The organism is Caproiciproducens sp., from assembly GCF_053840905.1.
Genome location: NZ_JBNLXQ010000001.1, coordinates 91,139 through 117,252, shown reverse-complemented (window position 1 = coordinate 117,252; position 26,114 = coordinate 91,139). Strand labels below are relative to the sequence as shown.

The following is a 26,114-nucleotide window of genomic DNA, read 5'->3' as shown; positions in this document are numbered from 1 at the left end:
TATCACTTCAATGGACTCATCTCCTTTTACTCCATTTAAAGAATAATTCTATCTTTGATATATATCAATATTTATTTCTAATTTGTAATTATTTAAAATCAATAAACGGCACCGGTTTTACCGGTGCCGTTTGCTGATTTTAATTTATTATTTTACGACGATATTGACCAGCTTGCCGGGGACATAAATCTCCTTGATAACGGTTTTCCCGCCGAGTTCGGCGGCAATCTTTTCGTCGGCCTTGGCTGCCGCAATCGCCGCATCCTTGGCAATATCAGCCGCGACGCTCAGGTGCGCGCGCACTTTTCCATTGACCTGGACAACGATTTCGACGGTGTCCTCGGTACATTTCGCCTCGTCGTATTCCGGCCACGCCTGCTGGCAGGCCATCCCGCCGCCAAATTTCATCAGCGCCCACATCTCTTCCGTAACGTGGGGCGCAAACGGGTTGAGCAGAACGGTAAAAATTCTGAGCTCGTCCCGGGTAATGGAACCCGCGTCGGCAATATCGTTCATCAGCGCCATCAGCGTGGCGATGGCGGTGTTGAATTTGAGCGCCTCAATATCCTCGCCGACCTTTTTGATCGACTTATGAAAGGAAATTTCCAGGCTCTTTCTGACGCCCTTTTCCTCACAGAGAATATTCTGAAGGTTCCAGTAGCGCTCCACAAAGCGGCGGCAGCCCTTGATGCCCGCGGAGCTCCACGGGGCGGCTTTCTCAAAATCGCCGATAAACATCTCGTAAAGGCGCATGGTATCCGCGCCGTACTCGCTGACGATTTCATCGGGATTGACGACGTTGCCGCGGGATTTGCTCATCTTTTCGCCGTTTTCGCCCAGGATCATACCGTGGCTGGTGCGCTTTGCGTACGGCTCCGGCGTAGGCACCACATGGATGTCGTAAAGGAATTTGTGCCAGAAGCGGCTGTAGAGCAGATGGAGCGTCGTATGCTCCATCCCGCCGTTGTACCAGTCGACCGGCATCCAGTATTTCAGGGCTTCCTCGCTGGCAAGCGCGTTGTCGTTATGGGGGTCGATGTAACGCAGGAAGTACCAGGAGGAGCCGGCCCACTGCGGCATGGTGTCCGTTTCGCGCTTCGCCTTGCCGCCGCAGTGCGGGCAGGTGGTCGTTACCCAGTCCGTCATGTGCGCCAGCGGGGATTCGCCGGTGTCGGTCGGCTCGTAGGATTTGACATCCGGCAGCCGCAGCGGAAGCTCGCTTTCCGGCAGCGGAACATAGCCGCACTTCTCACAGTAAACGACCGGGATGGGTTCGCCCCAGTAGCGCTGACGGGAAAAGACCCAGTCGCGCAGCTTAAAGTTCACTTTGGAGTGCCCCAGCCCCTTTTCCGTTAAGTAATCGGTAATTTTTTTCTTCGCTTCGTCCACGGTCAGGCTGTCCAGAATTCCGGAATTTACCATAATGCCGGTCGCGCAGTCGGTAAAGGCTTGCTTTTCCACGTCGCCGCCCTTGACCACTTCAACAATCGGCAGACCGAATTTCTTCGCAAACTCCCAGTCGCGGGTATCGTGCGCCGGAACGGCCATGATGGCGCCCGTGCCGTAGGAAACGAGCACGTAATCGGAAATGAAAATTGGAATCTCTTTTCCGGTAACCGGGTTGACGGCCGCTACGCCGTCAAGGCGGACGCCGGTCTTGTCCTTGGCGACCTCCGTGCGCTCAAAGTCGGATTTTCTGGCGGCTTCGCCCTGGTAAGCGCGCACCTCGCCGATATTTTTCAGCCTGTCGGCCCATTTTTCAATCATGGGATGCTCCGGGGAAACGACCATGTAGGTCGCGCCGTAAAGCGTGTCCGGACGGGTGGTATAAACGGTGAGCCTGTCCCCCGTCGTCGTGGTGAAATCCACCTCCGCGCCGGTGGAGCGGCCGATCCAGTTCTTCTGCTGCGCCTTGACGCGGTCGGGGTAGTCGACAAGGTCGAGGTCGTCGATCAGGCGCTGGGCGTACTCGGTGATTTTGAGCATCCACTGGGATTTGACCTTGCGGACGACCTCGCTGCCGCACCGCTCGCAGACGCCGTTGACCACTTCCTCGTTGGCCAGCACGCATTTGCAGGAAGTACACCAGTTGACGGCCATTTCCTTCTTATAGGCAAGGCCGTGCTTGAACAGCTGCAGGAAAATCCACTGCGTCCATTTATAATAATCGGGGTCGGTCGTATTGATTTCCCGCGACCAGTCGAAGGAGATGCCGAGGGACTGAAGCTGCTGCTTAAAGCGGGCGATATTTTTCTTTGTCACTTCCGCCGGATGCACATGGTTCTTGATGGCGAAATTTTCCGTCGGCAGGCCGAAGGCGTCCCAGCCGATGGGATACAGGACATTATACCCCTGCAGGCGGCGCTTGCGCGCGACGATATCGATTGCCGTGTAGGAGCGCGGGTGACCGACGTGAAGCCCCTGTCCGGACGGATAAGGGAATTCTATCAGCGCGTAATATTTGGGCTTGCCGCTGGAGTTGGAGGCATGGAAAACGCCCGCCTCTTCCCATTTATCCTGCCATTTTTTCTCGATTGACCTGTGATCGTATTTCATCTTTCCTTCGCTCCTATATTTTGATTAATCCTTTACAATATCGGAAATATCGATTTTTTCCGCGTCCTGCCACAGACGGTCAAGATTGTAAAATTCGCGCGCGTCCGCCGTAAAAATATGGACCATGACATTGCCGTAGTCCAGAAGCACCCAGGAGTTGGAACGGTAGCCGTCAACGTGCTCCGGGCTGACGCCGAGCTGCTTTAATTTGAATTCGACCTCTTCCGCAAGCGACTTGACGTGCGTGCTGCTGGTACCGGTCGAAAAAACAAAATAATCCGCAAGCACGGAAATATCCTTAATGCCGATGACCTTCAGGTCCATGGCTTTCTTTTCATCCAAAATCTTAACCGTTTCCTTTGCCAGTTCCAGTGACGTCATACACAACAACCTTTCCTTTAACTGTATTTATTTTTCAGAACCGCCTCATTATAAGCGGCGATCGTATCGGGATGGATGGCCCGGCAGCCTTTTGTCAGGTCCTGAATGGTGTAGACCATTCCTTCGATCATCGCCTGTTCCAGGCTGACGCCGGCGGCCCTGCGCAGAGCCTCTACGCCGTCGTAGTCGCGGTCCGCGGAAATAAAATCGGCGATAAAGATGATTTTGTCCAGCCGGGTCATGTGGGCCCGCCCGGTCGTGTGATACCTTACTGCATTTAAAATCTCCGCGTCGGTGATTTTCAGTTCCTTTTCCAGATAAGCCGCGCCGAGCATTGCGTGCCACAGCTTCTGCGCGCTGCGCTCCACATCGGTCAGGATGATATCGTAGCGCACCATCATTTTCAGCTGTTCATCGGGCGGAACGTCCTTCATGATGTCGTGAAGAATTCCGGCAACCTCCGCTTTTTCCGCATTGGCCTCATATTTTTTTGCGAGACGCACCGCAGCGTCGCGGACACAAAGGGAATGATCATACCGTTTTTGGCTGAGAAACGGCTTTATAATCGCCTCATAATCGATTTTATTCATTTTCCTGCTCCAAATACAACTTATTTTCCGCTATATAATCCGCAACCTTCGGCGGGACAAGCTCCGAGATGCTTTTCCCATCCCGAACCGCATTGCGGACCATTGTTGACGAAATAGGAAGATATTCAATATTCCGGATGAAGGTTTTCGCCCCTTCCGTCTCCAGAATTTCAGCGTAGTCCAAAAGGGAACGCAGCCCGTCGCCGCCGCGCGGGGCCGCGCACAGAACAGCCAGCCTGAAAATCGTTTCCGCCTCATGCCAGTGCTTCAGGGTAAGGAACATATCCTCGCCGGTAATCAGGTAAAGCTCCGAATCCGGGTCTTTTTTTTTCAGTTCCCGCAGAGTGTCCGCAGTATAGCTGCGGCCCCTCCGTTTCAGCTCTATGTCGCTGACTTCAAAAATATTCCCTTCGCACGCAAGGCGGCACATTGCAAGCCTGTCCCTGCCGGGGGCAAGGTTGGGCGCACGCTTGTGCGGAGGCTGATAAGTCGGAATCAGCAGTACCCTTTGCGCCCCGATCATCTCTGCAAACCGCTTTGCCAGATGCATATGCCCGTTGTGAATGGGGTTGAAGGTGCCGCCGAATACGGCAATTTTCTGCATATTTCCACCTTATGTCATATCATATTCCTTTTTTGCCGCTTTGGGAAGAGTGATTTTCGGTTCTTTTTCGTTTCTGCGGTACAGTACAAACTTGGAACCGATGACCTGTACGACCTGCGAGCCCGTCTCGGCGGCAATCCGTTCGGCGGTGTCCCTGACGGGGACGGGAGAGGTCTCCAGCACTTTCCCTTTCAGGATTTCCCGCGCGGTCAGGGCGTCGTCCGCCTGTTTGACGACGTCCGGGCCGACGCCGGATTTTCCCACCATTAAAATGGTATCGATCTCGTTCGCGAGGGAACGGAGAAATGCGCGCTGTTTACTGGTTATCATCCGTTTGATTCCTTTCTGTTCCGTAATTTTTCGGCGAACGCCCTGAGCGCCCGGCCTCGGTGGCTGATTTCATCCTTTTCCTCCGCAGTCAGCCGGGCGAAGGATTTTCCGTTGACAAGAAAAATCGGGTCGTAGCCGAAGCCGCCCTCCCCTTCGGGGGCGAACGCGATGGTCCCCGCGCATTCGCCCTGTGCGGTGACCCGGTCTCCGTCCGGGAAAACACAGCAGATGGCGCTGACGAATTTCGCCGCACGCTTCTCCTGCGGAACATCCTTAACCGCATCCAGCAGCTTATGGATCCGGTCAAGATCGGTCGCGCCCTCCCCGGCGTACCGGGCCGAATACACGCCCGGCGCTCCGCCCAGAGCGTCCACCATCAGGCCGGAGTCGTCCGCAACGGCGGGCAGCCCCGTTTCCCGGCAGGCCGAATCCGCTTTGAGAAACGCATTTTCCGCAAAGGTGGTCCCCGTTTCCTCCACCTCCGGCAGGTCGGGCGCCGAAACGGAGATATGGAGCGGCGTTAAGATGCGCTCAAGCTCCTGAAGCTTCTTCTGATTATGGGTAGCCATGACAAATTTCATTCCTGATTCTCCCTTGCAAATAAAGCCTCGGCAAATTCGTCGGCGTCGAACGGCTGAAGGTCGTCGACCTGCTCCCCGACTCCGATGAATTTGACCGGGATTCCCAGATTTTCGCGGATGGCGAGCACCACGCCGCCGCGCGCGGTGCCGTCCAGCTTGGTCAGCACGATCCCGGTGATGCCGGCCGCGTTCTGGAATTCGCGCGCCTGGTTCACGGCGTTCTGGCCGGTAGTGGCGTCGAGCACCAGCAACACCTCTTTGTCCGCGTCCGGCAGCTCCCGGTCAATGACGCGGCCGATTTTGGAAAGCTCGTCCATCAGGTTCTTTTTATTGTGAAGCCGTCCGGCCGTGTCGCAGATCACCACGTCCGCTCCCCGGGCCTTGGCGGCGGCAACCGCGTCGTATACCACGGAGGCGGGGTCGCTGCCCTCCGGCTGCTTCACCAGCTCGGCGCCGGAGCGCTGCGCCCAGACCTCCAGCTGTTCCACGGCGGCGGCGCGGAAGGTATCCGCCGCGCCGAGGACGACCTTTTTCCCCTCGCCCTTTAACCGGGACGCGATTTTCCCGATGGTGGTCGTTTTGCCGACGCCGTTGACGCCGATGACCAGAATCACGGACGGTTTGGTGGAAATCTGCAGCTCTTCGCCGCCGCGGAGCATTTCCGCAACGGTTTCGCGCAGCATCCCGTAAATCGCTTCCGGGTCGGTAACGCCCTGTTCCTTTACCTTTTTTCGGAGCGTATCGCAGATATGCTCCGCGGTGGACACGCCGACGTCGCCCATGACGAGCAGCTCTTCCAGCTCCTCAAAAAGCTCCTCGTCGATAGAGGTAAAGGAGCGGAGCATGGACTCCACGGAGGAGCTCATTTTGTCCCTTGTCTTTTTTAATCCCTCTTTTATCTTTGAGAATAAGCCCATTGGATTGTCTCCTTCCTCAATGTTGTTCCTTCATGCCAAGCTTGGCCTCAATTTCGGACACATGCAGCTCCAGCAGTTTGGAAATGCCCTCGTCCTGCATGGTGACGCCGTAAAGCACATCCGCTTCCTCCATGCTGCCGCGGCGGTGCGTGATCACAATAAACTGCGTGTTTTTATTCATGCGGCGCAGATACGCGGCAAACCGGTCAACGTTCACGTCGTCCAGCGCGGCTTCGATTTCGTCGAGTACGCAGAACGGCGGCGGGTTGACCTTCATAATCGCAAAATACAGGGCGATCGCCACCAGCGCCTTTTCCCCGCCGGAGAGCGACTCCAGGTGCGTGATGATCTTGCCCGGCGGCTGTACGGAGATCTCGATGCCCGAATTTAAAATATCGTCGGGCGCGCTCAGCGCCAGCTCGGCGGTACCGCCCCCGAACAGCTCCCGGAACGTCTGTTTGAAATTTTCGTTGATCTGCCCGAAGCGTTCCACAAACAGGCCGCGCATCTGATGCGTCAGCTCGCCGATCAGCTTTTTGAGCTCGTCGCGGCTTTTCTCGACGTCTTCGATCTGGGCTTTCATAAACTCGTAGCGTTCGGAAACTTCTTTGTATTCCTCGACCGCGGCCACATTGACGGAGCCGAGCGCCTTGATCTTATTTTTCAGCTCGTTCAGGCGTTTCTGCGCCTGCGCCGGATTTTCTATTTTCGCGCCCGTCTCTTCCGCTTCCCGGCGCGTCAGTTCGTATTCTTCCCATAAGCGGCTGATTATTTCATCATACTCTTTCTGAAGGTTAGCCTTGCGTTCCTCCAGACGGGCAAGCTCATGGCCTATTTTTTCTTTTTCCGCCGATTTTTCATGTTCCTTCGCGCGCATTTCCGCGGAGAGGCGTTCATACTCCATCCGTCTGGCGTTCAGCTCTTCGATTTGCCCGCCGCATTTTTTCGCGGCTTCGCGAAGGGCGGCGGCCTGCTCTTTCAGTTCCTCCACACGGACGGTCAGCGCGGCGCTGGCGGCCCGGACGGCGTTGATCTCTTCCTTCAGCGCTTCCGTCCGGCCCTCGTGGTCCTGCTTTCGGCGTTCGATGTCCTCGATCCCCGCCTTCAGGGACTCGACGTCCTTCTGCGCCGAGAGACAGGCCATGCGGATTTCCTGAAGCTGCGCGGAGAGCTCGTCGCCGGTCTGGTTCAGCTCGGTGCGGCTGCCGCTGATCTTACTGAGCTCCGCCTGAAAAGCGGCCTGTTTTTCCGCAATTTCCTTTGAGCGGGCCTGCGCGGCCTGCTGCGCTTCTTTTTGAAGGCTGAGCCTTGCGCCGGCCGTTTTGTTTTCCTCGTCCAGAGCGTCGCAGTCGCGGGAGGCGGCGGCCAGGTCGGCAAGCGCGCGCCTGTGCTCGGAATCGATTTTCACGCGCTCTTCCTGCGCGGAGGAAAGCTCCGCCTTGGCTGCGGCAAGCTCCGCTTCACAGGAAGAAACCTCTTCCGAAGCGGTTTTCAGCGCCGCGGCGGCGGCTTCCGCTTTCTTCTGGAGCTCGGCGGCTTCCGCCCGGATGCGCTCAATTTCCGACGCGCGGCTGAGCAGTCCGGAGTTTCTGGCGAGCGAACCGCCCGTGAGCGAACCGCCCGCGTTGACGACCTGCCCGTCCAGCGTAACAATACGGAACCGGTAGTTGTAGCGCTTGGCGATCGCGACGGCGCTGTCCAGGTCCTCCGCCACGGCAATGCGCCCCAAAAGGGAATTCAGGATCCCGTTGTATTTTTCATCACAGCTGCACAGGCGGCCCGCGATGCCGACGAAGCCGGGGCAGTCGTCAAGGCCGTTTTCCTGCAGAACGTTTCCCCGGATCGTGGTGAGCGGAAGAAAGGTTGCCCGGCCGGAATCGCGCTGTTTAAGCAAACGGATCGCGTTTTTCGCGTCCTGCTCATTACCGACGACAATGTTCTGCATGGCCGCGCCCAACGCCGTTTCAATGGCGACGGCGTATTCGGAAGGTACTTTGATCAGTCGGGAAACCGGCCCGTGGATGCCGCTGACGGTCCCCCGCCCGGCTTCCTTCATCACAATTTTGACACTGTGAGAGAAGCCTTCCAGATTGCGTTCCAGTTCCTCCAGAAGGTGTGCCTTGCGCGCGTGCTCCTGTGCGTCCAGACGGAGCGTTTCGCTCTGCTGCTTGACCGTTTCCATCCGCTGGCGGCGCGTGTTCAGCCGCAGCTCGTAGCCCTTCGCCGTGTTGGTCAGCGCGCCGATCCGCTCGTCGGTGTCGGAAAGCATTTTCGCGTAATCGCCGGACTCTTTCTGAAGCTGTGCCATCTGCTCCTTTTTGGCGCGGACGGTCTGGGCAATATCGGTAAGCCGAAGCTGTATTTCGGTGATGGAGGAAACCGCCGTCATCTCCGCAACCTTTGCTTCCGTCGCCTGATTGGCGCATTCCGCAATTTCCCGCGTGTATCCGTCGATTTTCCCGGTGGTTTCGTTCATGCTCCGGCGGAGTTCTTCCAATTGTTCAGTATAGGTTTGGGTCAGTCGATTCTTCTCGTTTATGTACTCTGTTTTCTGCCGGATCTGAGTCTTTTTCTGATCGATTTCCTTTTCCATATCCTGACTGGAAACGGCGCTTTGCTCGATTTCCTTTCGGATACGCCCGATATTTTCTTCGTTGTGCTGAATATCGTTCTGCAGGACCGACGCTTCGCCGTCTTTTTTGACGGCGTTTTCCTCCTGCCTGGCCGCCTCCTGGCGGATTTCATCCACCTTTGCGGTACAGGCGCCGGCTTCCCTGAAATTCTGCTCGATTTTTTCGTCTATTTCCTGAAGCTCCCGCTCCACCGTTTCATGCTGGTCATGGGCAATCAGAATTTTATCGTCGTGCTCGCGCAGGACCCGGCCCGATTTTTCCAGCGTATTGAGCCAGAGCCCGATTTCCAGCGTACGCTTTTCAGCGGCGTAGGCAAGGTACTGCTGCGCCTTTTCGGATTGCTCCTTTAACGGGCCGACCCTGTCCTGCAGCTCCGTTAGAATATCCCTCAGGCGGAGGAGGTTGTCCTCGGCCTGATTCAGCCTGCGCTCGGATTCCTCCTTGCGGTAACGGAAGCGGGAAATTCCCGCGGCCTCTTCAAAAATTTCGCGGCGGTCCTCCGAACGGGCGGCCACGATACTGTCGATCTTGCCCTGTCCGATAATGGAGTATCCGTCGCGGCCAAGGCCGGTGTCCATAAAAAGCTCGTTGATATCCTTCAGCCGCACCGCGGCCTTATTGATCAAATATTCACTGTCCCCGGAGCGGTAATACCGGCGGGTGACCGCCACGTTGTCGGCATCAAACGGAAGCTGGCGAAGGGCATTGTCAATATTCAGGGTCACCTCGGCAAACCCCTGTGCCCTGCGCACGGGAGTGCCGCTGAAAATGACGTCCTCCATTTTCGTGCAGCGGAGCACCCGGGTGGACTGTTCGCCCAGAACCCAGCGGACAGCGTCGCTGATATTGCTTTTTCCGCTTCCGTTCGGGCCCACGACCGCCGTGATTCCATGGTCGAAGCTGAGAGTTGTCTTATCCGGAAATGTCTTGAACCCCTGAATTTCCAGCGACTTCAACAGCATATTCTCACCTCAATTATTCTATCGTAAAGCAATTCTCCGAAACGCCCGCGTCCTGTACGATTTTTGCGCGGTAGCCCAGCTGCGCAAGCGCGGTCAAATTGCATTTTTTCTGGCCCGCAGCCTTGGATACCGTTTTCGGGTTCACCTTAATCATAATACTGTCTTTTAACTGCGGATTTTGCCGTAAGTACGCGGAAATTCTGCGAAGCAGGCGCGCGCTTTCGCAAAGCTCCCCGAAAGCCGGATGCCACGGTCCGGCGAGCATGTCCCGCTCCAGCTCCGGCGAGCTGTGCAGTCCCAGGCGGATGACCCTGATGCCCTGATCCTCGAAGAAATCCAGCAGTCCGGCGCAGAGCTGCACGGTTTCTTCCAGATTCAGCGTTTGGTACTCTCCCCTGAGATATCGGTCGCCCAGCTCCGTCCCCCGCATAATGACGGTCGGATAAATCCGCATATTTTCCGGACGGAGCGCGGCCAGCTTTCTCGCGGTCAGCACGCTGCCTTCGGCGGTATCGCCGTAAAGCCCGGTCATCATCTGCAGCCCAAGCGTAAAGCCGCTGGATTTCACCAGCCGCGCCGCCGCGGCGACCTGTTGCGCGTTATGTCCGCGCCGGTTCAGCCGAAGGACACGGTCGTCCATGCTCTGCGCGCCGAGCTCGATCGAGGTCACGCCGTATTTTTTCAGCAGCTTCAAAATCTCTTCGTCTATACAGTCCGGCCTTGTGGAAACGCGGATTCCTGCAAAGGTGCCGTCCTTTACAAAAGGCACCGCCGCTTCCAGAAGGGAAACCATATAGCCCGGCTCGATCGCGGTAAAGCTGCCGCCGAAAAAGGCAATCTCCGCATTTTTCGCATTCCCGCGCAGGCTGTTTTTCGCGATCCCGGCCGCGTTTTGCACGTCCTGCGGCGAGGGCTGCGCCAGCTGGCCGGTAATGGCGCGCTGGTTGCAGAAGCTGCACTGGTGCGGGCAGCCGTTGTGGGGTACGAAAATCGCTACGTTGGCGTGTTTCAATAACCCATCAGCTCCATTGCTTCGCGGGCAGCCTGCTGCTCGGCCTCTTTTTTGCTGCGCCCGCCGCCCTTGCCGATGACGTTGCTGTTCAGGTGGACCTCCACGGTAAAATGCTTGTCGTGGTCGGGGCCGCTTTCGCCCGTCAGCACATATTCCAGATGCTCCTCCGGATTCTGCTGGATGATCTCCTGCAGGGCGGTCTTATAATCCTTGAAGGCCTTCGGCCTTGCCGTCTGCAGCAGGGGCAGGACAAAGCGAAGGATAAATTTGCGGGCCTCCTCCATGCCGCCGTCCAGATAGATGGCGGCGATAATGGACTCGAACGCGTCGGCCAGGATGGAGGAACGCGTGCGGCCGCCGGAGTTCTGTTCCCCGTGGCTTAAAAGCAGGAACTTCCCGACCTCCAGCTGGGTGGAGAATCCGCAGCAGGCCTTTTCACAGACCAGCGCGGCCCGCTTTTTCGTAAGATCGCCTTCCGGCAGTTCGGGGAACTGCTTAAACAGGTAATCCGCCACCACCAGCCCCAGGATCGAGTCCCCGAGGAACTCCAGCCGCTCGTTGCTGCCGCCCGGCACCCGTGTTTCGTTGGCATAGGACGAATGGGTCAGCGCCGTTCTCAGATACTGCTGATTTTTAAAATGGTACTCCAGTTTGTCTTCCAGTTCTTTCATAAACTCACGCTCCGTTAAAACGAATCTTACCTTATTCCGCCGCATCTTCATCGCCGGATTCTTTTGCGGTATTCTTTTTATAGTTCTCAATGGAGCTTGCGATTTCGTCGACAACGCCGCCGGAAACATAGAATTTTAACAGGCGCAGCGCGTTATAGAAGGTTTTTGCCTTTGCGCTGCCGTGCGCCTTGAACACCGGTTTGGCGCAGCCCATCAGCGGGGCGCCGCCGTATTCGTTGTAATCCATCGTCTTTTGGAGCGCTTTGATGTCCTTCAAAACAATCGCCGCCGCAAGCTTGTTCAGAGAATTTTTCGTGAAGATCCCCTTTAGCTTTCCCATCAGCAGGATGGCTACACCCTCATATGTTTTTAAAATCGAATTTCCGGTAAAGCCGTCCGCAACAATCACGTCGCCGGCGTCCAGCGGGATATCGCGCGCTTCGATATTGCCGACAAAGTTCAGGCCGGAGTTTTTCAGCAGGGCAAACGCTTCGTGCTGAAGGTCGCCGCCCTTGTGTTCCTCCGTGCCGACGTTGGCGAGAGCGACCCGCGGATGGTCGATATTCATGACCTTCTGCATGTAAACGGAACCCATCACGCCGAACTGGCGGAGCATGTCCGGCTTGCAGTCCACGTTCGCGCCGGAGTCGATCAGCATAAAGCAGCCTTCCCTTTTCGGCATGACCGGCGCAAAGGCGACGCGCTTGATCCCCTTGATCCTTTTGATGATCAGGGTCGCGCCGACTACCAGAGCGCCGCTGTTGCCCGCGGAAATACAGGCGTCGCCTTCCCCGGCGGCCAGACGGCGCAGCGCTTCCGCCATGGAGGAATTGGATTTCGATTTCATGATTTCCCCGGCGTGCTCTTCCATGGTGATCACGTCCGGCACATCGATAATCTGCATACGGTTCAGGGAAACCTCATGTTCCTTCGCCACCCGGCGGATTTCCTCCTCCCGCCCGGTCAGCAGAATATCGACGTCCAGCTCCGCGACGGCCTGTGCGCAGCCTTTCAGAATTTCGAGGGGGGCGTTGTCGCCTCCAAATGCGTCAACGATTATTTTCATTGGAAACACCTCTGTTTTGACATTCATTCCAGTTGATTATCTGTCATTATTTTTTTCAATTCCCGCAGGGAACGGGCGGAAAAGGCGGCGTAGCGCTCCTTTTTGTCGCGGATATGCGCCTCGAGCGGCGGGATCACGCCGAAGTTGGCCCCCATGGGCTGAAAATCGGCTTCACTGCCGCACGCCACATAGCGGCTCAGCGCGCCGATCATGGTCGTGTCCGGCAGAACCAGCGTATCCCGCCCGTTCAGGCGGCGCACAGCGTTGATTCCCGCCATGATGCCGGACGAAGCGGATTCCATGTACCCCTCCACGCCGGTAATCTGACCGGCGAAAAAGAGGGCCGGCCGTTCGCGCAGGCTGTAGTCGGCGGAAAGCACTTTGGGCGAATTCAGGAAGGTATTGCGGTGCATGACGCCGTAACGGAAATATTCGGCGTTTTCAAGGCCCGGGATCATCCCGAACACACGCTTCTGTTCCCCGAATTTCAGGTTGGTCTGAAAGCCCACCAGATTGTACAGCGTTCCCTGACTGTCCTCCCGCCTCAGCTGTACAACCGCCCACGGGCGGTGGCCCGTTTGCGGGTCGCGCAGGCCGACCGGCTTGAGCGGGCCGAAACGCAGGGTATCCGTCCCGCGCTGCGCCATCACCTCCACCGGCATGCAGCCCTCGTACACCTTCGGGTCGGCGACGTCGAAATCGCGTACGGGCGCGCGCTCGGCGGAAACCAGGGCGGCGCAGAAGCGCTCGTATTCCTCTTTGTCCATCGGACAGTTCAGGTATGCGTCGTCCCCGCCCTTGTCGTAGCGGGACGCGGCAAAGATTCTGTCCCTGTTCAGGCTTTCCGCGGACACGATCGGCGCGGCGGCGTCAAAGAAGCTGAGGCTTCCGCCGCAGAGAGCGGCGATTTTTCTGGCAAGCGCATCCGCGGTAAGGGGGCCTGTCGCGATCACGGCGATCCCGTCCCGGGGTATTTCCGTAATTTCCTCACGGTGGATATGAATCAGCGGGTGAGCGGATATTTTTTGCGTGACGGCCTGCGAGAACCGGTCCCGGTCAACCGCGAGCGCGCCGCCCGCCGGTACCCGGCAGCCGTCCGCGCACTGCATCAGCAGGGAATGCAGCCGCCTCATTTCCTCTTTCAAAAGTCCGGCGGCGCTTTCCACGCGCTCCGCTTTCAGGGAGTTGGAACAGATCAGCTCGGCAAAGTCCAGACTGTGGTGCGCCGGGGAATACCGGACCGGCTTCATTTCGTAAAGCTCGACCTCGATTCCCGCCCGGGCGATCTGCCACGCGGCCTCACAGCCGGCCAGACCCGCGCCGACGACTCTGATACTCATTCTTCCTCCGTTTTCTCATAGCCGCAGTCAGGGGTAATGCAGTAGTATTTCGGATGCTTCCCCTTCTTTTTCAGCAGGGTCTTGCCGCAGCGCGGGCATTTTTCCGTGCTCGGTTCGTCCCATGAGATGAAGTCGCACTTCGGGTACTCGGAGCATCCGTAAAAGATCCGGCCCTTCTTGGATTTTTTCACGATGACCTTGCCGCCGCACTTGGGGCATTCTGCTCCGGTTTCCTGTACCAGCTTCTTGATGTTCTTGCATTCCGGATATCCCGGGCAGGCGATAAATTTGCCGTAGCGGCCGGTCTTAATGACCATTCTGCGGCCGCATTTTTCGCAGATAATATCGGTTTCGTCCTCTTTGAGCTGAATCTTCACGCCCTGCATATCCTCTTTGGCCTGCTTGAGCGTCTTGTCGAAATCACCGTAAAAATCATGGAGCGTCTGAATCCAGTCGGTCTTTCCGCTCTGGACGCTGTCCAGATCGTTCTCCACCTGCGCGGTAAATTTGATATTGACGATTTTCGGGAACTTCTCCCGCATCAGCTTGGTCGAAACCTCTCCCAGCTCCGTCGGTTTCAGGGCTTTGCCCTCGCGCACAACATATTCGCGGCCCGTAATCGTCGAGATGGTCGCGGCGTAGGTGGACGGACGGCCGATTCCGTTTTCCTCCAGCGCTTTGATGAGGGAAGCCTCCGTATAACGCGGGGGCGGCTGTGTAAAATGCTGGTTGCCCGCGATTTCCTTCAGCTTGAGCAGCATATCCTTTTCCAGCACCGGCAGAGAGCCTTCCCGTTCCGCTTCCTCATCCCTGCCCTCTTCATAGAGCACGGTAAAGCCGTCAAAGGTGACGGTGTAGCCGGAGGCCTTGAAAATATAGTCCTTTGCCTGAATATCGGCCTGCGTGGTGCTCTGCAGGCAGTTGGCCATCTGGCAGGCGATGAAACGTTCCCAGATCAGCTTATACAGCTTATACTGGTCGCCCGTCAGGCTTTCCTTCACCTTGTCCGGAGAAAGCCCCGGCATGGACGGGCGGATGGCCTCGTGGCCGTCCTGCGCGCCGGCTTTTGTTTTAAAATGGCGCGGCGTGTCGGGCAGATATTTTTTGCCCCAGCGCTCCAGAATATAGTCGCCCGCATCCTTGATCGCGTCTTCGGAAATACGGAGCGAATCCGTTCTCATGTAAGTAATCAGACCGACGGCGCCCATTTCGTTGATTTCAATGCCTTCATACAGCTCCTGAGCGGCCTTCATGGTGCGGCGGGCCTGAAAGCCCAGCCTGCGGGAAGCCTCCTGCTGAAGAGTGGAGGTAATAAACGGCGGCGCGGGCGACTTCTTGCGCGTGCCTTTCTTCAGCTTGACAATGCGGTATTCCGCGTTTTCCAGCTCCGCAAGAATCTTGTCGGTCTGTTCCTTGTCCGATATTTTGATCTTTCCGTTGGTGTCGCCGTAAAAGGTTGCGCCAAAGGCCCGGCGGGAACCGTGTGGGACGAATTTTGCGTCGATCGTCCAGTATTCCTCGGGTACGAAAGCGCGGATTTCCTCCTCGCGGTCCACGATAATGCGCACCGCGACGGACTGCACGCGCCCGGCGGAAAGGCCCCTGCGGATTTTCTGCGACAGGAACGGGCTCAGCTTATAGCCCACGAGACGGTCCAGGATACGGCGGGCCTGCTGCGCGTTGACAAGGTCGATATCGATCGTGCGGGGGTTCTCCATTCCTTTGGTAACGCCCGTTTTCGTAATTTCATTAAAAGTGATACGGTTGTCATTTTCGGTATCAAGGCCGAGGATGTACGCCAGATGCCAGGATATCGCCTCTCCTTCGCGGTCGGGGTCGGTCGCGAGCAGGACGCCGTCGCTTTTTTCGGCTTTGTCCTTCAGCTCCTGAACCAGCTTTTCCTTTCCCTTGATAATTTCATACTTCGGTTTAAAATCGTTTTTTACGTCAACGCTCAAACGGTTTTCCGACAAATCGCGTACATGTCCCATGGACGCGATCACATCGTAACCCGAGCCTAAAAACTTCTTGATTGTCTTGGCCTTGGCCGGTGATTCAACGATCACTAGCTTTGACATGAAAACCACCTCATCTGTCCTGTTTTATTTTCTTTTTGTTTGCCGGAATTCAGAATTTATTCAATATTATAACGTTTTACCATAAAATATTAAACATTTTTAAAATTTGCCGAACATTCGGCAATTTTTAACAATATTTAGACCGGCAGGCTGTAGCGGCGCCCCGAATGGGAACGGATCTTTTCCGCAAGCTCCAGCTCGGTCACCGCGGTCAGAAGCCGCGGGGCGGAAATGCCCGTCAGGCGCTCCAGTTCGGAAAGATGCCTCGGCGAATCCGTCAGGCTGGAATACAAAAGCACGGCGTCCCTTGAAAATTCCTTTTCATCCAGCGGCCCTGCCGCCGGCCGTACCGGCTCCGGTTCCGGCGAAAGAATCACATTCGTTTTTTCGTCCCTGAAATTGATCTGGCCGGGGAAGCGGTAAAGGTACTCCTCCAGAATCTCGCCCGCGTTGGACACGGGCTTCGCCCCGCTTTTAATCAGCCCGTTCACTCCCTGGGAAACAGGGCTGTAAATGCCGGCGGGCACGGCGAAAACGTCCCTTCCCTGGTCCAGCGCGTACTGCGCGGTAATCAGCGAGCCGCTTTTCCCGGCGGCCTCCACCACAAGGGTTCCCAGCGTCAGGCCGGAAATAATGCGGTTGCGGATCGGAAAGTTGGAATTGACGGCCTGCGTATTCGGGGGGTACTCCGAAATGACCGCGCCGGAAAGCGCGATGGCCTCGCGCAGGGACGCGTTTCCCATCAGGTAATTATAATCGATGCCGCAGCCGAGGACGCAGACGGTTTTCCCACCGGCCTGCAAAGCGCCCTTGTGGGCCGCCGTATCGATTCCCAGCGCGCCGCCGCTGACAACCACCGCCCCCTGCTTGGCAAGCTCAAAAGCGAAGCTGCGCGCGGTCGCGACGCCGGTCGCGGTCGCTTTGCGCGTGCCCACGATGGAGATGCTGGGAACCGCGGAAAAGTCCGGCAGGGTTCCCTTCACATACAGCGCGCACGGCGCGTTATGAATCTCACCGAGCGGTTCGGGGTAACCGGCGCAGCCGGGCGTAAGAACCTGCTGCCCGATTTTCTCACAGTACTCAAGCAGGGCTTCGGCGTCCCCGATGGAGAACGAGCCGAGCTTTCCCAGCTCGTTCTGCGTAAAGTAACCCTCGAGCAGCCAGCTTTCCATACCCGCGGCATAAAAGTCGTTCAGAGAACGGTAACCCGAAAGGATGCGGTTCTGCTTGGAGCTGCCCGCGCCGAGCGCGTGCTGCAGCCACACCCAGTATGCCCTTTGGTCAACAGACATTCTTAAACGCCTCCCGATTTTTCGCGCATCATTTCCCACATCAGAATCGCGGCGGAAGCCGACGCGTTGAGAGATTCCGCTCTGCCGAGCATGGGGATGGTCACCGACCCCGAACAGGCGGCGACCGCCGCGGAAGTAAGCCCGTTTCCTTCATTGCCCACGAAAAGCACCGTCGGCTTTCGGAAACCGACCTCCGTCACCTTTTGAGCAGAGGAGTCCGGAACCGCGGCAAGGGTGACGAACCCGCGGCCGTTCAGAAACCCGATGGCGGAAGCAAGCTCGGCCCCCACATAGAACGGAAGGCGGAAAACCGCGCCCATGCTGGCGCGCAGCACCTTCGGGGAATAGACGTCGCAGCAGCTGCCGCCCAAAAGGACGCCGCCGATTCCCAGCGCCTCCGCCGTACGGAGCACCGCGCCCAGATTGGCCGGGTCCTGAATGTTCTCAAGCCCCAGGTAATGAAGCCCCGGCTCCATTGCCTCGAGTTCCTCCGTCCCGGCGCGCATTCTGCAGACACAGAAAACGCCCTGCGGGGACTTTGTGTCCGACAGAAGCGCCGCGACGTGCGGCTCCACCAGATAGCTCTCTTCCGCCGCCGGCTGAATTTCGCCGAGATAGTCCGCGTATTTTTCGCCCGCCTGCGCCGTGTAAAACAGAGTCCTGATGCCGACCCCGCTCTGCGCTGCGTCGCGGCAGAGCCGCGCGCCCTCGGCCAGAAAAAGGCCCTGTTCCCTGCGGAACCCGGCGGCAGAGGAAAGGCGTGCGGCGTGTTTGATGATTTCATTTTGACGGCTTGTAATCAGATCCGGCATGTTTTCTCTCCATATAAAATTTGCGCCCGGTTTTTTCCGGGCGCAATTACAGCTTTTTAAAGCGCTGCCTTTGCTTTTTCAATCAAGCTCTTAAATGCGGCTTCGTCGGCAACGGCGATTTCTGCAAGCATTTTACGGTTCAGCGTAATCCCCGCTTTTTTCAGCCCGTTCATAAACACGGAATAGCTGACGTCGTTCGCGCGGCATGCGGCGGAAATACGGGTAATCCACAGGCGGCGAAAATCTCTCTTTCTTGCTTTGCGTCCGATAAACGCGTAGTTACCGGATTTCATGACGGCCTGTTTGGCCATTTTAAAATGTCTGCTTTTGGAACCCCAGTAGCCCCTCGCAAGTTTTAAAGTCTTTTTTCTTCTCTTGCGCGTCATCAACGCACCTTTTACACGTGCCATTCTATTACCTCCATTGAAATGGTTATTTTAATCAACAGGACTGACTCTTACTTGTAAGGAATCAATCTTTTTACCTGCGCCACGTTGGTCTTGTCGGCAATCGTGGTCTTCCTGAGGCCCCTCTTGCGCTTGGTGGTCTTTTTGTTCAGGATATGGGATTTATTGGCGTGACCGCGGATCACTTTTCCGTTCTTGGAAAGCTTGAAGCGCTTTTTTGCGCCGGTATGTGTCTTAATTTTAGGCATGGTATTGTCCTCCTTATGATGATTACTTAGCGGGTTTGGATGCAAGGAACATGAGCATATTACGTCCCTCTAACTTCGCCGGTTTTTCCACATTGGCGATTTCGCTGAGTGCCTCAGCAAAATTCCGCATAATGCTGTAACCCTGCTCCGGATGTCCCATTTCCCGTCCGCGGAAGCGGATGGAAGCCTTGACCTTGTCGCCATCCTTTAAAAAGCGGGTTGCGTGACCGACTTTTGTGTTAAAGTCGTGAGTGTCAATGTTTAAAGACAAACGGATTTCCTTGATATCGACAATGCGCTGATTTTTCTTTGCTTCCTTATCACGCTTTGCCTGCTCAAATCTGAATTTGCCGTAATCAATGATCTTGCACACCGGCGGCGTTGCCTGCGGCGCGATTTTGACAAGATCAAGATTCTGTTCAAACGCTTTTTCCAAAGCCTGGGCCGAACTCATGACGCCAAGCTGAGAACCGTCCGAACCGACGACACGCACTTCCCTGTCACGAATTTCCTCGTTAATCTGCAGTTCCTTGTTGCTAATTGTTAAGCACCTCCAAAACACGTTATCGGTTAAATAAAAGCGCGGGCAGAATATCCGCCCGCGCAACAATACACAAAAATGACGACTTTCAAAAGCCGGTTTCCGTATTGACCCATGGCGGACGAAACCCCACAGGTGTGGGCACAAGATGCCCCGCTTTGTTTTACTGAATCATTTTACCAGTGATTTTTTGATTTGTCAAGCGTTAATTGGAGATTTCACAATTCAGGCTGAAGGAATAAAGCAGGCACCCGGCAACCTTTTTCCCCGTACACTGTTCCATTGCCAGACGGTAAAGCGCAAGCTGCGCGCGGTAGCGTTCCCACAGCTCCGATGGATGATTCGTCCGATCGGTTTTATAGTCCACGATCACCAGCTCGCCGTTTTCCTCGAACGCGCAGTCGATCGCGCCCTGCAGGACCACAGGCTGGTTTTTCAGCTCGTCCGGCAGTCCCGGACGGACGTCGCCCGCGGTGATTTCCACGGTAAAGCGATATTCCCGCAGAACGTTTTCCGAAGCGAAAATCCTTTTTGCGAGCGGGCTTTCAAAGAAGGCCCGCACGCGGGCGAGATCGACCGCGTTCCCCTGCCCGGCCGTCAGGAAGCCCTGCGCGACAAGGCGTTCCAGCTCGCTTTCGGGGGCTTCGCGCGCTTTTTCGTAATCCGCGAACTGCATATAGGTATGCAGCGCCGTTCCGCGCTCGGCGGGAGTCAGCCCCGTTTTGCTTAAAAACGCGGGGCGGGACACGGCGGCGTACTGCGCGGAAAATTCACGCGCGGCAAGGTCGGAGGCGGCCACTTTAGCCTGTATCCCTTTTAAGGCGGCGTACGGATAGACATAGTCCATCGCCGAGGAGATTTCTTCCTCCAGCGCCAGGTCCGGCTGCGCGGGCAAAACCTCCTCCGGCCGCTGTACGGCAGGATCCCCCTTCGGCGGATAAATCAGATTCACGGCCCACGGCTCCTCCGAACCGACGGCGATCCCCGGCAGGGCGCAGGCAAGGTCGCGCAGGCGCTCGCCGTCGGGGTGGCGCAGGGCGCAGAGCAGCAGCCAGTCGGAAATACTGGAAACGCTGCGCACCACATAGGGCTGTATCCTGTTTTCCTCCGTCAGCCGGGCGGCGAGCTTTCCGAGCGTCTTTGCCGCGTCCCTGACCGTCGTCACCATGATGAGCTTTTCCTTCGCCCTCGTCATGGCGACGTACAGCACGCGCAGCTCCTCGCTCATTTCATTGCGGTCCAGCTCCAGCGCGACCGCTTCGCGCGGCATCGTCGTATAGCGGCAGAGCCCGGCGTCGTCCCTGAGCTTTACCCCAAGGCCGAGCGACGGGTGCAAAAGCACGTCTCCCCGTTCCTTATTGAAGCGCCGGGAGCACCCGGCGAGGATGCAGACTGGGAACTCCAGCCCCTTGCTGCGGTGGATGCTCATGATTTTCACAACATTGGCCGCCTCGCTGATGGTGGAAGCGGGCGCGAGGTCGGCGCTGCTTTTCTGAAGCCTGTCGATAAACCGGATAAAACCGGAAAGCCCGTTGTAACCGGAAGCTTCGTATTTTTTCGCGTATTCGAGCAGCAGGCGGAGGTTCGCAAGCCGCAGCTCCCCGTTGGGCATCGCCTGAACCAGATTCAGATAGCCCGTTTTGTCGTAGACCGCCTGAATCAGCCGGTCCGACGGCATGGTAGCCGCCAGCGTACGGTAGGCGTCCATATCGCGCAGAAAGTCCGCCGCGCGCGGATTGCCGTCCTGCGCGGCAGAGACGAGCGCGGGATACAGCGGCGCGCTGCGCGACGGGATACGGATATCGGCCATATCGTCAGCCGTAAAGCCGTAAATAGGGCTCATCAGCACCGACAGCAGCGGAATATCCTGCATCGGATTATCGATCACGCGCAGAAGCGAAACCGCCACCCCCACTTCCGCCGCCGCGAAGAAACCGCCCGCCGTGTCGGCCCAGGCCGGAATCCCGAGCGCGGCCAGCTCCCGCGCGTATTCGTGCGCGTACCGGTTCGCGCTGCGCAGCAGAATGCAGATATCCCGGTAGACGACGGGCCGCTGCCGGCCATGGTCCGTCACGGTGGTACCGTCCCCGGTCATCCGGTAGATCAGCTCCGCGATATGGCGGCTTTCCGCCGCGATCATTTCCTCATCGTCTTCGGACGCCGAAAGGTCAATGATATCGAGCTGCGCCGCGGGTTCGCCGCAGGGCGGGTAATCCGCCCCGGCGGCCAGCTCCTCCGCTTTCGTGTAATCCAGCTCGCCCGTCTGCTCGCTCATCAGCTGGCGGAACACGAAATTCACCGTTTCGGTCACCCCGCGGCGGCTGCGGAAGTTTTTGTCCAGTACGACACAGGCGGGATATTCGTCCTTTGTTCTGTCGTAATCGGGGTACTGCGCGCGGCGGCGCAGAAAAATCTGCGGCATCGCCTGACGGAAACGGTAAATGCTCTGCTTGACGTCGCCGACCATAAACAGGTTGCCTTCCTCTTGCGAAACCGCGCGGAAAATCATATCCTGCGCTTCATTGGTATCCTGGTATTCGTCGACCATCACCTCGTCGAACCGGGCGGATATTTCCAAGGCGTCCTCCGTCGGTGCAAAGCCGCCGTCCGTCTCCCGCACAAGCAGCTTTAAGGCGTAATGTTCCAGGTCGCTGAAATCCGCCGCGCGGCGTTCCCGTTTCAGCCGGTCCAGCTCTTCGCCGAACTTTTCCGTGACCTCGAACAGCTTCCTTACCAGCGGGGCGATGCGGGCGATCTCTTCCCCGCATTCCCGTTCGTCGGCTCCGAACAGCTCCGCCAGCTTTTTAACGGTTTCCTGCACTTCCTTGCGGCTTGCCGAAAGCTTGTTTTTCAGCGGGTCGTCGCCGTAGCCCCGCAAGGGCTTCAGCCTTTGAAAGCCGAAATTGGCGCACTGGAAGGAGACGGCGTCCCAGCCGCCCGCGTCCGCCGCGTCTTTCAGCGCCAGAAGCCCCGCCAGATCGGAATGGAAGCCGTCGCCATACGCGCCGGCGATTTTTTCGTCCTCCCGCATCAGCGCAAGGGAATTGCGCGTCAGGGAAATACAGTAGTCCACCGCGTCCGCGGCGTACTTTAAAACGGTCCGTCCCCACACGGTCCGGGAAGCGGGAGCCTCCCCCCCGTACATGGCGGCCTTTTCCCGCAGCCAGCGGCCCGGGAACGGATGCGACCGGACGAAATCGTAAAGGGTATCGACGGTCCGGATCATGCGCGCGTCGTCCCGACCGGAGGAAAACGCGTCGACAAGAGCGTAAAAATCCGGATCGTTTTGTCCGTAAAACGCTTCCAGAACGGCGGAAACCGCGTCGCCGCGCAGCAGCTTCATCTCGCTGTCGTCCAGGATGCGAAAATCCGGGGAAATCCCCAGCTTATAAAAGTTTTCCCGGATCAGCTCGCTGCAAAAGCTGTGGATGGTGCTGATGTGCGCGCGGGTCAGCAGGATCTGCTGGCGCTGAAGCCACACGTTCATAGGGTCGGCTTCCAGCAGCCCTGCGATTTCCGCCGCGATACGTCCGCTCATTTCCGCCGCCGCGGCTTTGGTGAAGGTAACGACGAGCAGCCGGTCGGCGTCGGTGGGATTCTGCGGGTCGGTCATGCGCTCAATCACGCGCTGCACCAGAACCGCCGTTTTTCCGGAGCCCGCCGCGGCGGATACCAGCAGCGTGCCGCCCCGAGCTTTGATCGCGTCCTGCTGGCTTTGCGTCCATGTGCGTGCGCTCATTCCTCGTTCCCTCCCTTCTCCTGCGTAAGCTCTTTGATGACTTCGTCCCTGTCCCACTGCCGCATCTCGCGTGTGGGATCGTCCCTTTCATGGCCGCAGACGGGCGCATAGGGGCACCACGCGCAGGCGTCGTAGGTACCGGAAAGCGGCACCGCCGAAACGTCGCCGCCGTGAAGCTCTTTGGCCATCGCGCCGACCAGCTCCTTAATATGTTTCATCACACCGGCCAGCTCCCCAGGAGAAACCACGTGATCGCGTTTGCCCGGCACGCCGTCTTTGAGCGCGACCGGGATATAATTCCCCTGCCCGCCGTGCTCCATAGCCGCGATGATTTCGGCGTCGTCCAATATAAGCCCGTCCATCCGCAGCTTTTTCGCCGCCTCCTGCCCGATCTTTTCGGCTTCCGTATTGCGGGAAGCGGAAACGGCGGGGCGGTTCGCGGGCATATACAGCACGCCGGCGGGCCGGACCTCCCCGTAGCGGCCGTCGCCGTTCTCCATCAGCGCCGCCAGATAGATCAGCATCTGCATGTTGACCCCGTAAAGAATATCCGATAATTTGAATTCCTTATGGCCGGTTTTATAGTCGATCACGCGCACATAGCCGACGCCGTCCCGGTCGAAAAGATCGACCCGGTCGATTTTGCCGTCGATTTCCACCTGTCCCCCGTCCGGCAGCGGGATACGCAAGGGGGGAATCCCGTCTTTTCCGATGGAAAGCTCGAAGTCGACGGGCTTAAATTCGCTCTGGGCAAGCTCCTGCGCGATATGGGACGCAATCACCTGCGCCGAATCGGCCAGACGCAGAAACAGGTATACAAAACGCGGCGACTTATTCTGAACGCCGCTCATTTTGGTATCGACGTACACATTTAAGAGACGGAGGATTTCCTGTTTGAGCTCCTCCGGGCTCATGCGGAGGATGGCTTCGCTGCCGGTGTCGCGGAACAGCTTTTCCAGTAAAAAATGCATCAGGCTGCCGTACTCCAGCGCGTCCAGCTCCGCCGCCCGGCGTTCCTTCGCGTTCAGGCCGAAACGGCAGAAGTACTGGAAGCGGCACAGATAGAATTTTTCGATCTGCGTCGCGGAAACGTGGAGATTTTCCCCGAACAGCGCCGTCGCTTTTTCAGGGGAAGCGAAAACGAAGGGCCGGTTCTGCGCGGCGCGGCCGATCGCGGACAGGCGGTGTTCGCAGCCGCGCTTTCCGAACAGATCTTTCAGCGTGGCAGACAGCACGGTATTGTGCTTCCACTGCTGCGCCGTCAGCTCAAAGTCGGGTTCCTTCGCGTTCGCGAAATAGGTCTGCGGCAGAAGAAGCTCGTTGACGACCGCCGTATTTTTTAAAATGGAGCATATTTCGCCCGGGATGGAGGAAGGCGTGTTCGCTTCCCCCGCCGGGCCGGTAAGCGGATACGTTATGTACAGCCTTTCGGAGACGGCGCTCATTGCCGCGTAGGCAAGGAAACGCTCCTGCACCGCGGTACCCTCAAGGGTGTCGTTCAGGGGAAGTCCCAGACGGATGAGCTCCCGCCGCTCGCTGTCGCTGAAAACGCAGTCCCCGCCGGGCGATAAGGGAAATTCGCCCTGCACGGTCCCCATCAGAAAGACCACCTTCGGCGCTCCGGTTCTGGTGCGGTCGGCGGCCCCGACGGTCACTTCGTCCAATCCCTGCGGGATGCTTGCCATACGATTTGCCAGAATGACCAGACGCAGAAGCTCCGCGTAGCGCGCGGAGGTGACGGGATTCTTTTGCAGCACCAGCGCCGTCTGGTCCAGAATCTCCATCAGAAGGTCCCAGAGCCGCAGCTGGCGGTCGGCGAGCTCCGGCTCCCCGCAGTCGGACAGATGCCGCGCGAGGTCTTTCAGGTGCCCGGCGGCGCCGATGTCCTGAAGCAGGTCGTACACCGCCGCGGCCATCCTCTCCCCGTCGGTATCGCGGAGTTTGGAAGCGAACCGAAGCAGCGGCTTCATCACCGCTTTCCGGCTTTCGTTGATTTCCGCGAGCTTTTTCAGGTCGGAGTCCGTCATTTCTTCCGCAAACCCTTTGGGATGCTCCGTCCAGTCCTCTTTCCACTGCTTCCCTTCCTTGCCCCACACGAAAACATAGTTTTCCAGCTGGGAGATTTCATCGGTGCCGAGCGCCGTCAGGCCGGTTTTCAGGTACGAAAAAACGGAGTCCGAGGAAAAACCGGACTGTACGGTTTTGAACGCGGAAAGCACCAGGCGCATCAGCGGTTCGGCGTCGATCGCCTGCGGCTTGTCCATAAAATACGGGATTTCCCACCGCTCAAGAGCCAGGTCGAGAACCCCGCGGTAACGGTCGGTCGAACGGGTGATAATCGCAAAATCACGGTAGCGATAGCCCTTTTCCATCACCAGGCGGCGGATGGAGGCGGCAACAAAGGCGGACTCGCCGTACGCATTGTCTGCTTCATACAGCACGACGTCCCCGTTATTTTCGCAGTCCTGCGCCGTGCGCCCGCAGCGGAAGGCCCCGGCCTCCACCGCGGCCAGCGGCCTGCTTTGAAAACGCGCCCCGCCCGGCAAAACGACCGGCGGCGCGATTTTCACGCCGTTTTGGCGCGCAAGCCGCGTCAGGTTTTTCCCGGTTCGGCGGACAAGGGAAAACAGGCCCATGCCGTGCTCCGGGTCGTCAAGCTGATCAGTGCAGAGCGTAACGTACAGGTCGTCCGCCTGAGAAAGGATCAGGTTGATGATATTGTATTCCTGCACCGTGAAGCTCTGGAACGAATCGAGCGCCACGGTATATTCCGAAAAGAAACGATGCTCCTGCAGGGTGTTTTTCAGCCTTGTCAGGTCGTCCAGCGGATCGATAAAGCTTTGCGCGACCAGCGCGTCATAGGCGGAAAGGATCAGGGAAAGTTCCGTCATTTTCTGGCGCAGGGTCCCCCGGGACATTTCCCCCGCCGCGTGTCCGATATCGAGCGGGGTCACGCCGCACATTTTGAATTCCGTGGAAGCGGCGATCATCAGGCCGACAAGCTCGGTGCTTTCCGCGTTCTTGCGGTAAAAGCTGAGCTGGTCCTTCACCTGCTCCAGCGCAAGGCTCATAAAGATGCTGCGGCCCCCGTCGTCCAGCCGGCGCCCCGCGCCGCCGCCGTACCGGCGGAACACCAGATCCGCCAGGCGGGAAAAGCTCGTGACCGAAACGCGCTGCACATCCTCCGCGCCGAGCAGCCGGAGCATGGCGCGCTCGTTTTCAAACGACGACTGCTCCGGTACGATCAGCATGATTTTTTTCTGTGCGGCCTGAGCCATATTCTTCAGTTCTGCCCGCAGCAGTTCCGTTTTCCCGCTGCCCGCGCGGCCCAAAATAAAACGCAGCATCGTATGC

20 protein-coding genes are annotated in these 26,114 nt (G+C 57.7%); all 20 read right to left on the bottom strand.

The genetic code is table 11. The annotated features are described in order from the left end of the window. Positions 1 to 147 precede the first annotated feature (147 nt). The 20 genes from leuS to ACQGQ5_RS00435 all read right to left on the bottom strand — a co-directional run bounded on the left by leuS (position 148) and on the right by ACQGQ5_RS00435 (position 26,107). Complete coding sequence (gene leuS, locus ACQGQ5_RS00530) at positions 148 to 2,556, bottom strand: leucine--tRNA ligase (RefSeq protein WP_455734708.1); 2,409 nt, start codon at positions 2,554 to 2,556, stop codon at positions 148 to 150. A gap of 24 nt (positions 2,557 to 2,580) precedes the next feature. After that, a complete protein-coding gene (rsfS, locus tag ACQGQ5_RS00525) occupies positions 2,581 to 2,937 on the bottom strand; it encodes a ribosome silencing factor (RefSeq protein ID WP_455734707.1) in 357 nt (118 codons plus the stop codon). Positions 2,938 to 2,954: 17 nt separating this feature from the next. Next, positions 2,955 to 3,527, bottom strand: coding sequence for a bis(5'-nucleosyl)-tetraphosphatase (symmetrical) YqeK (gene yqeK, locus ACQGQ5_RS00520; RefSeq protein ID WP_455734706.1), 573 nt, complete (start codon positions 3,525 to 3,527; stop codon positions 2,955 to 2,957). After that, on the bottom strand, positions 3,520 to 4,131 hold the full coding sequence (nadD, locus tag ACQGQ5_RS00515) for a nicotinate (nicotinamide) nucleotide adenylyltransferase (protein ID WP_455734705.1): 612 nt from the start codon (positions 4,129 to 4,131) through the stop codon (positions 3,520 to 3,522). The genes yqeK and nadD overlap by 8 nt, the downstream gene beginning before the upstream one ends. A gap of 9 nt (positions 4,132 to 4,140) precedes the next feature. After that, a complete protein-coding gene (locus ACQGQ5_RS00510; protein WP_455734704.1) occupies positions 4,141 to 4,461 on the bottom strand; it encodes a YhbY family RNA-binding protein in 321 nt (106 codons plus the stop codon). Next, positions 4,458 to 5,042 carry an RdgB/HAM1 family non-canonical purine NTP pyrophosphatase gene (gene rdgB, locus ACQGQ5_RS00505; RefSeq protein ID WP_455734703.1) on the bottom strand — a complete coding sequence of 195 codons (585 nt, stop codon included), beginning with the start codon at positions 5,040 to 5,042 and terminating at the stop codon, positions 4,458 to 4,460. The genes ACQGQ5_RS00510 and rdgB overlap by 4 nt, the downstream gene beginning before the upstream one ends. Then, entirely contained in the window at positions 5,039 to 5,959 is a 921-nt protein-coding gene (gene ftsY, locus ACQGQ5_RS00500; RefSeq protein WP_455734702.1) for a signal recognition particle-docking protein FtsY, read from the bottom strand. The genes rdgB and ftsY overlap by 4 nt, the downstream gene beginning before the upstream one ends. Positions 5,960 to 5,975: 16 nt before the next feature. Next, positions 5,976 to 9,554, bottom strand: a complete 3,579-nt coding sequence (gene smc, locus ACQGQ5_RS00495) for a chromosome segregation protein SMC (RefSeq protein ID WP_455734701.1) — start codon at positions 9,552 to 9,554, stop codon at positions 5,976 to 5,978. 13 nt (positions 9,555 to 9,567) lie between these two features. Further along, positions 9,568 to 10,566, bottom strand: coding sequence for an elongator complex protein 3 (locus tag ACQGQ5_RS00490; protein WP_455734700.1), 999 nt, complete (start codon positions 10,564 to 10,566; stop codon positions 9,568 to 9,570). After that, positions 10,563 to 11,237, bottom strand: a complete 675-nt coding sequence (gene rnc / locus ACQGQ5_RS00485; RefSeq protein WP_455734699.1) for a ribonuclease III — start codon at positions 11,235 to 11,237, stop codon at positions 10,563 to 10,565. Before rnc ends, ACQGQ5_RS00490 begins: the two co-directional genes overlap by 4 nt. Before the next feature lie 31 nt (positions 11,238 to 11,268). Further along, a complete protein-coding gene (gene plsX, locus ACQGQ5_RS00480; protein ID WP_455734698.1) occupies positions 11,269 to 12,303 on the bottom strand; it encodes a phosphate acyltransferase PlsX in 1,035 nt (344 codons plus the stop codon). A 23-nt stretch (positions 12,304 to 12,326) separates the two neighbouring features. After that, positions 12,327 to 13,643, bottom strand: coding sequence for a methylenetetrahydrofolate--tRNA-(uracil(54)-C(5))-methyltransferase (FADH(2)-oxidizing) TrmFO (gene trmFO / locus ACQGQ5_RS00475; RefSeq protein WP_455734697.1), 1,317 nt, complete (start codon positions 13,641 to 13,643; stop codon positions 12,327 to 12,329). Continuing rightward, a complete protein-coding gene (topA, locus tag ACQGQ5_RS00470; RefSeq protein WP_455734696.1) occupies positions 13,640 to 15,721 on the bottom strand; it encodes a type I DNA topoisomerase in 2,082 nt (693 codons plus the stop codon). The genes trmFO and topA overlap by 4 nt, the downstream gene beginning before the upstream one ends. Before the next feature lie 137 nt (positions 15,722 to 15,858). After that, positions 15,859 to 17,013: a DNA-processing protein DprA gene (gene dprA / locus ACQGQ5_RS00465; protein ID WP_455734695.1), complete on the bottom strand. Its 1,155-nt coding sequence runs from the start codon at positions 17,011 to 17,013 to the stop codon at positions 15,859 to 15,861. A 2-nt stretch (positions 17,014 to 17,015) separates the two neighbouring features. Continuing rightward, positions 17,016 to 17,825, bottom strand: coding sequence for a TrmH family RNA methyltransferase (locus tag ACQGQ5_RS00460; RefSeq protein WP_455734694.1), 810 nt, complete (start codon positions 17,823 to 17,825; stop codon positions 17,016 to 17,018). A gap of 56 nt (positions 17,826 to 17,881) precedes the next feature. Further along, complete coding sequence (rplT, locus tag ACQGQ5_RS00455) at positions 17,882 to 18,235, bottom strand: 50S ribosomal protein L20 (RefSeq protein WP_275717548.1); 354 nt, start codon at positions 18,233 to 18,235, stop codon at positions 17,882 to 17,884. 47 nt (positions 18,236 to 18,282) lie between these two features. Next, entirely contained in the window at positions 18,283 to 18,480 is a 198-nt protein-coding gene (gene rpmI / locus ACQGQ5_RS00450) for a 50S ribosomal protein L35 (RefSeq protein WP_038324618.1), read from the bottom strand. Positions 18,481 to 18,502: 22 nt separating this feature from the next. Continuing rightward, positions 18,503 to 19,042, bottom strand: coding sequence for a translation initiation factor IF-3 (gene infC, locus ACQGQ5_RS00445; RefSeq protein ID WP_455734869.1), 540 nt, complete (start codon positions 19,040 to 19,042; stop codon positions 18,503 to 18,505). A gap of 184 nt (positions 19,043 to 19,226) precedes the next feature. Then, positions 19,227 to 22,760, bottom strand: a complete 3,534-nt coding sequence (gene addA, locus ACQGQ5_RS00440; protein ID WP_455734693.1) for a helicase-exonuclease AddAB subunit AddA — start codon at positions 22,758 to 22,760, stop codon at positions 19,227 to 19,229. After that, on the bottom strand, positions 22,757 to 26,107 hold the full coding sequence (locus ACQGQ5_RS00435) for a PD-(D/E)XK nuclease family protein (RefSeq protein ID WP_455734692.1): 3,351 nt from the start codon (positions 26,105 to 26,107) through the stop codon (positions 22,757 to 22,759). The genes addA and ACQGQ5_RS00435 overlap by 4 nt, the downstream gene beginning before the upstream one ends. Positions 26,108 to 26,114: the final 7 nt, after the last annotated feature.